This is a genomic window from uncultured Thiodictyon sp. (genome assembly GCF_903828115.1).
In the GTDB taxonomy this organism is placed as follows: Bacteria; Pseudomonadota; Gammaproteobacteria; order Chromatiales; family Chromatiaceae; genus Thiodictyon.
The window spans coordinates 1-6,238 of the sequence record NZ_CAIKKU010000707.1 but is presented as its reverse complement, the minus strand read 5'-3'; the positions used below and the strand labels follow the sequence as shown (position 1 = coordinate 6,238).

The window sequence follows — 6,238 nt, the reverse complement described above, 5'->3', positions numbered from 1 at the left end:
GGTCGGCCACAATGCCGCCCGGACTGAACGCTACACGGCCTTGCGCGACATCATCGCCCGCAACGCCCGCGACCTGGCGCGCAAGACCCGCGATATGATCCATGGCCGGGCCATCATCCAGGGCGACTCGGTGGAGGAGTTCTGGGCCCTGAAGGATGTCTCCTTCGAGGTCCAGCAGGGCGAGACCCTCGGCATCATTGGGCGCAACGGCGCCGGTAAGTCCACCCTGCTCAAGGTCCTCAGCCGCATCACCGAGCCGACCAGGGGTCGCATCACCCTCAACGGCCGCGTTGCCAGCCTGCTGGAGGTCGGCACTGGCTTTCACCCCGAACTGAGCGGACGGGAGAACATCTTTCTCAACGGCGCCATCCTCGGCATGACCCGTGGCGAGATTCAGCGGAAGTTCGACGAGATCGTCGCCTTCGCCGAGGTCGAAAATTTCCTCGACACCCCCGTCAAGCGCTACTCCTCCGGCATGTATGTACGCCTGGCCTTTGCTGTGGCGGCCCATCTGGAGCCGGAGATCCTGGTGGTGGACGAGGTACTGGCCGTCGGCGACGCGCAAAGAGACCAGGGGCGAGGTGATATGGGAAGATATTTATGCCGCGCCGGGGAGTGAAAAAATTCGTCTTCATGCAGTACGATTCATATCTGATGGTCAAGTCACGAGTGATATTGAAATTGAAAAAGAGCTAGCGATTGAATTGGAGTTCTGGAACCTTCGCGATGGGGCGATCGTTTCCAGCAGTATTCACTTGTTGGATCAGATGGGCGGCTGTGTCTTTGCATCCGGGACAAGCAAAAAAGCTAATCTGGTGCATGACGAGTGGTATGGTAAGCCACACCCGGTGGGATTATTTAAGACAACTTGCGTTATCCCTGCCAATTTTCTCAATAACGGCGGATATAGCGTCCATGCCATTATGATCACGGACACGATGAATATCGAGGTGGCCGAAAAAGGGGTGCTAAGCTTCAACGCGCACGAAGCGGGCACCCTGCGGGAAGACTATTTGGGGCCTATTATCGGGGTTGTCAGGCCCAGGCTTGCGTGGACTACAGAACCCGTCCAGGCAGGTTTGGAACCATCACGATGACAACCTTCGTTCTTGCTTGGGGTGACGAGCCTGGATTACCGACGCAACCAGACTTCAACCAAGAGCAGGTTAGAGCTACCTGGAAACGCTAGCCCAGACAAGCACCAATGGCGAATATCGATCTAAACTTCTGGCCGGGCAAGGGCGTCCTGCTGACCGGACACACCGGTTTTAAGGGTTGCTGGCTCGCGTTCTGGCTGAACCGGCTCGGTGCCGAAGTCACCGGCATCTCGCTGGAACCCAACACCGATCCGAACCTCTTCAGTCTGTTGGCAATCGAAGACCGCATCCGCAATCATTTCCAGGACATCCGCGACGCAGCGTCCCTCGCAGATCGCGTCCGCCTGGCCAACCCCGACATCGTCTTCCATCTCGCCGCCCAGCCCCTGGTGCGTGCCAGCTACCGCGATCCCCTCGGCACCTTCTCCACCAACGTCCAGGGCACGGCGAATCTGCTGGACGCGCTGCGTGGGCTGGCAGCACTGCGCGTCGTCATTGCCATCACTACCGACAAGGTCTACCGCAATCTCGAACAGGCATTCCCCTTTCGCGAAATCGACCCCCTTGGCGGACAGGACCCTTACAGCGCAAGCAAAGCCGCCGCGGAGCTGGTCATCGACTGTTATCGCGACGCCTTTTTCAGTCAGAAGCCGGTCGCCGTTGCCTCTGCCCGCGCCGGCAACGTCATCGGCGGCGGCGACTGGTCGGAGGATCGCCTTATCCCGGATGCCGTGCGTGCCTGGAGTACGAATCAGCCCCTCCAGATTCGCCGCCCCGAGGCCATCCGCCCCTGGCAGCATGTGCTCGAACCCCTCTCGGCCTACCTCCACCTGGCGGAACGGCTCTGGCACGATCCGGCGCTGGCGGGCGCCTATAATTTCGGTCCACCGACGCACGAGGCCGCGTCCGTTCGTCAAGTCATCGAGTGCGCCCGCATCGCCTATGGTCAAGGCGAAGTGATCTGGGGCGATGGCTCCGAAGGCCCGCACGAGGCCGGCTGGCTGACGCTGGAGACCAGCAAGGCCCGCGTGCTGCTCGGCATCCAGCCGCGCTGGACCTTGTCACAGGCGGTCGAGCGCACCCTACATTGGTACCGCGATCTCGCGGCAGGCACGTCAGCACCGGATCTCTGCCTGACAGACCTGAATGCCTATGCAACCTCTGGAAAAGAACGATGCACGCCGTAAAAGCCATCTACCGCAAAGGCCATATCCAACTGCTCTCTCCACTCCCGGCGGAGGAGAACGCCGAATTACTGGTCGTCGTGCTTGATCGCGTGGGTCGCACCGGCATCCCCGCCGAAACGCTCCGGCCAACCGCCCCAACCTCGGAAGAGGAGTTTCACGCCCTGGGCATGGCCAGCTTCGTCGACAACGACGACGACCACAACGTCAACTGGGAAGAGGTCTTTGATGACAGGGCTCGGTGATCTCGTCCTGCTGGATTTTCCCTACACCAACCGTGCGGGCAGCAAGGTGCGGCCCGGCGTCGTGATTGCAGTGGGTGGCGAGCGTTTCGGGAGCGATTTGCAGATCGCGTACGTCACCTCGGAGGTCGATTCCTATATCTACGATCCACAGGCGGTCTCGATCCGTCAGGATGATCTTGCCGAAGGACGCCTCAAACTCGACAGCGTAGCCCGTGTCGATAAGGTCATCACCGTTCATCAGAGCCAATGCCGCAAGGTCGCCCGACTCACCAGCACCAAGCGCGACGAGCTCCTGCGCAAGGCCACCGCCCATCGCGTCACCCAGTACGCCAGCCATCAGTTCGCACCGAGCGTTTTTCAGCCTGGGGTCACCCCCATCCCCGCCGCCGGCAAGGTCCTGGACGCCGCCGAGATCCAAAACATGGTCGAAGCCGCCCTCGATGGCTGGCTCACCACCGGTCGCTTCAACGACGCCTTCGAGGACCGGCTGGCCAAATTCCTCGGCGTCAAGCATCTGATCACCGTCAACTCCGGCTCGTCCGCCAACCTCATCGCCTTCAGCACCCTCACCAGCCCCAAGCTCGGCGAGCGTGCCATCAAGCCGGGGGACGAGGTCATCGGCGTCGCGGCGGGTTTCCCGACCACCGTCAACCCCATCCTGCAGGCCGGCGCCGTGCCGGTCTTCGTGGATGTCGAGCTCGGCACCTACAACATCGATGTCAGCCGCCTCGAAGAGGCCATCGGCCCCCGCACCAAGGCCATCATGCTGGCGCACACCCTGGGCAACCCCTTCAACCTCGACGTGGTCACCGCGCTGTGCAAACAGCACAACCTCTGGCTCATCGAAGACTGCTGCGACGCCCTGGGCTCCACCTACCGTCTCCCCTCCCCCCCGGGGGAGGGGCCAGGGGAGAGGGCCGCATGGTTGGCACCTTCGGCGACATCGGCACCCTGAGCTTCTACCCCGCCCACCACATCACCATGGGCGAGGGCGGTGCAGTCTTCACTAATAACGGCCTCCTCAAGCCCATCGCCGAGTCCTTCCGGGACTGGGGCCGCGACTGCTTCTGCGCCCCCGGCAAGGACAACACCTGCAAGAAGCGCTACCACTGGCAGCTTGGCGGCCTGCCCGCGGGTTACGATCACAAGTACACCTACTCCCACGCCGGCTACAACCTCAAGATCACCGACATGCAGGCCGCCTGCGGGCTGGCCCAGCTCGACAAGGCTCCCGAGTTCATCGCCCGGCGCAAGGCCAATTTCGCCTATCTCACTGCGCAGTTGCGCGGGTGCGAGGAGCATCTCATCCTCCCCGCGGCGACGCCAAACAGCGATCCCTCCTGGTTCGGCTACCCCATCACCCTGCGCCCTGAAAGCGGGATTGCGCGCGTCGAGCTGTTGAGACACCTGGACCGGCACAAAATCGGCACTCGTCTGCTCTTCGGCGGCAACCTGACTCGGCAACCCTACTTCGAGGGGCGACAGTACCGCGTGGTCGGCGACCTCACCAACACCGACACCATCATGCACCAGACCTTCTGGATCGGCGTTTATCCCGGACTCACCGAAGGCATGTTGGACTATGCCGCGCACCAGATCGCGCGCGTGACCAGCGGCGCCCGTGATGGGTGAAGCGCCGGACATGCCCATTCCCCTGAAATACGATCCCGGCGAGCACCGCGTGAAACACTGTTGGCATAAACCGGAGGCCGGGTTCGTCGAGGTCAATCGTGAGGGTAGAACACTCCTCATCGGCAAATGTCCGAATACCATGACGCGCCCCATGGCCGAACAACTCCTACGCACCGGCATCGCCTACCCGCCGGCCTTGATCATCGCTCCGGCCAGTTGATCGCGCGGCGTGCGTAGTCAGGGCTTCCAGCCCTGATTCGGTCAGGCCAGGATGGCCTGACTACGCAGTCGGCGCGACAGCGGACGGATATGCGCGTGCGTTCAAGAACTGGATGAAATCCTATGGCACCTGAGCTTGAGCTCACCTTGATCGGTGAATCCGATCTAGGCTCGCGCGCATCCGGATGGGCACGCGGCTACTTGTCCCTGGCGGGTGAGCCCTACTGGGCCGGAGAGGATGACGGTCCCTTCGATTGGACCTGGATCGAACTGTTGACCTGGCTGGTCCGCCACTGGTCGGCCCTGACCCTGGAAGAAGGCTGGCCCCTACCCTTGGCCCGGGTACGTCATCCGGGTGATCTGTTGCCACAGGCCCGTGAGCGCTGGGGCGATCTCCCGCAGGCGCAAGTCGATCAGGAGCAAATCGCGCTGTATGGCTACCTCGATCGCCACAACCTCGCGTGCGCCCTGCACGGCGCCTACGCGCCCGCGCTCACCCTCGCGCGCGCCGGGAACACCATCTGGTTGGTTGATGAGGATCAGCAACCCACGCGGGCGGATTTCACCGCCATCTACACCCAGCTCGAGCGGATCGGCGAGCAATTGGCGGACTATTTCAGCCCGAGCACCCAGCCCCAGGTCCAAGAGACCCTGACCCTGTGGCGGGAGCGCACGCAAGGCCTGCCGCATGATCGCCTGAGATATCGTGCTGGACTCGCGGGAGAGCGACTCCAGCGGATCGGCACCGTCGCGTTATCGCTCATCGAGCAGCTACCGCCGGATTTCGCACCAACCTGCGCGGATACGCCCTATCTAGCCGCAGCGCGGATGGCCCGGCACCTCCTGACCAGTCCGCAGATTGGCAAACTCATCGAAACCATCCACCGCGAGATACGCCGTCATACCCCCCTCTCACCGCGGTTGGTGGCGGCGTCGCGGGCGGCCACGCTCGTCGATGGCAAGCCCTGGGAGCAAGGCTATCGCCTCGCCCAATGGCTGCGCGCGGAACTGACACTCGCCCCAGACCAGCGTTTCGATCCGCTCACACTCCTGAACACCTACGATGTTGCCGTCATCACCGAGCGGCTCGACATCCCGGCCATCGACGCCATCGCCTGTTGGGGGGAGGCGGCACCCTTCGTTATCGTCAACACCCATCCCGACGCCCGTTCAAGCACCAGCCACGGCCAACGCAGCACCCTGGCGCATGAGATCTGCCACCTGTTGGTCGATCGCGAGCGCGCCTTACCGGTAGCGGAAGTGCTCGGCGGCGAAGTCGATGTGGAATGTGAGCAGCGGGCCAACGCCTTCGCCGCGGAAATGTTGCTACCGCAGGCTTGGGCCGCGCGGGTCTGGGCAACCGCCGCATCGCCTGACACTGCGCTCGCCGCCTTGCGCGATAGTCACGGCGTCAGCCGACAACTCGCCGCGCAACACCTGCTCAATACCCCCGCGCTCAGCCTGACGGAAGACGACCGGGTCCTGTTGCACGGTGAGTCATATAACGAACGCGGCATGGATCGTCGCACAGCCAACGCGCAGACAGATTAATCCGCCAAGAGACTTTGCCGCCCGGCAGATCGCATCCCGGCTCACCGCGTAACAGTCACATCAACCAGCAGATCGACCGTCCATGAAAGCCATTATCCTCGCCGGCGGCCTCGGCACCCGCATCTCCGAAGAGACCGACCGCCGCCCCAAACCGTGGCACCGCTGGCTCGGCATCCTGCTGACCGACCTACCGTAAGCTGGCCTCGCTGCGCGCCGCCCACCGCGGCGCACGAACGGCGGATGAGTCGCTGGCCGAACCCGCCGGCGCCTACCCGCTGCTGCCGGCGCGCGACTTTCGCTGCTTCGCCGT

Annotated in this window: 7 protein-coding genes and 1 pseudogene; all 8 read left to right on the top strand. The window is 63.1% G+C overall.

All coding sequences use genetic code 11. The features are described 5' to 3' along the window. Positions 1 to 94: 94 nt before the first annotated feature. Positions 95 to 562 (top strand): annotated as a pseudogene (locus QZY48_RS26625) (ABC transporter ATP-binding protein); the annotation flags it as partial. Positions 563 to 581: 19 nt separating this feature from the next. Continuing rightward, positions 582 to 1,097 (top strand): hypothetical protein, encoded by a 516-nt coding sequence (locus QZY48_RS26620; protein WP_295436567.1) that lies wholly within the window; start codon positions 582 to 584, stop codon positions 1,095 to 1,097. A 107-nt stretch (positions 1,098 to 1,204) separates the two neighbouring features. After that, a complete protein-coding gene (gene rfbG / locus QZY48_RS26615; protein WP_295436566.1) occupies positions 1,205 to 2,284 on the top strand; it encodes a CDP-glucose 4,6-dehydratase in 1,080 nt (359 codons plus the stop codon). Further along, positions 2,272 to 2,526: a hypothetical protein gene (locus QZY48_RS26610; protein WP_295436565.1), complete on the top strand. Its 255-nt coding sequence runs from the start codon at positions 2,272 to 2,274 to the stop codon at positions 2,524 to 2,526. The genes rfbG and QZY48_RS26610 overlap by 13 nt, the downstream gene beginning before the upstream one ends. After that, complete coding sequence (locus tag QZY48_RS26605) at positions 2,510 to 3,481, top strand: DegT/DnrJ/EryC1/StrS family aminotransferase (RefSeq protein ID WP_295436564.1); 972 nt, start codon at positions 2,510 to 2,512, stop codon at positions 3,479 to 3,481. Before QZY48_RS26610 ends, QZY48_RS26605 begins: the two co-directional genes overlap by 17 nt. Continuing rightward, complete coding sequence (locus QZY48_RS26600) at positions 3,448 to 4,158, top strand: DegT/DnrJ/EryC1/StrS family aminotransferase (protein ID WP_295436563.1); 711 nt, start codon at positions 3,448 to 3,450, stop codon at positions 4,156 to 4,158. Before QZY48_RS26605 ends, QZY48_RS26600 begins: the two co-directional genes overlap by 34 nt. Positions 4,159 to 4,168: 10 nt before the next feature. Further along, a complete protein-coding gene (locus QZY48_RS26595; protein WP_295436562.1) occupies positions 4,169 to 4,378 on the top strand; it encodes a hypothetical protein in 210 nt (69 codons plus the stop codon). A gap of 122 nt (positions 4,379 to 4,500) precedes the next feature. Continuing rightward, positions 4,501 to 5,928: an ImmA/IrrE family metallo-endopeptidase gene (locus QZY48_RS26590; protein ID WP_295436561.1), complete on the top strand. Its 1,428-nt coding sequence runs from the start codon at positions 4,501 to 4,503 to the stop codon at positions 5,926 to 5,928. Positions 5,929 to 6,238: the final 310 nt, after the last annotated feature.

Excerpts from the sequence above, each read along its gene's own strand:
- rfbG (WP_295436566.1), top strand. The coding sequence starts at position 1,205 with ATGGCGAATATCGATCTAAACTTCTGGCCGGGCAAGGGCGTCCTGCTG.
- QZY48_RS26610 (WP_295436565.1), top strand. The coding sequence starts at position 2,272 with ATGCACGCCGTAAAAGCCATCTACCGCAAAGGCCATATCCAACTGCTC.
- QZY48_RS26605 (WP_295436564.1), top strand. The coding sequence starts at position 2,510 with ATGACAGGGCTCGGTGATCTCGTCCTGCTGGATTTTCCCTACACCAAC.
- QZY48_RS26600 (WP_295436563.1), top strand. The coding sequence starts at position 3,448 with ATGGTTGGCACCTTCGGCGACATCGGCACCCTGAGCTTCTACCCCGCC.
- QZY48_RS26595 (WP_295436562.1), top strand. The coding sequence starts at position 4,169 with ATGCCCATTCCCCTGAAATACGATCCCGGCGAGCACCGCGTGAAACAC.
- QZY48_RS26590 (WP_295436561.1), top strand. The coding sequence starts at position 4,501 with ATGGCACCTGAGCTTGAGCTCACCTTGATCGGTGAATCCGATCTAGGC.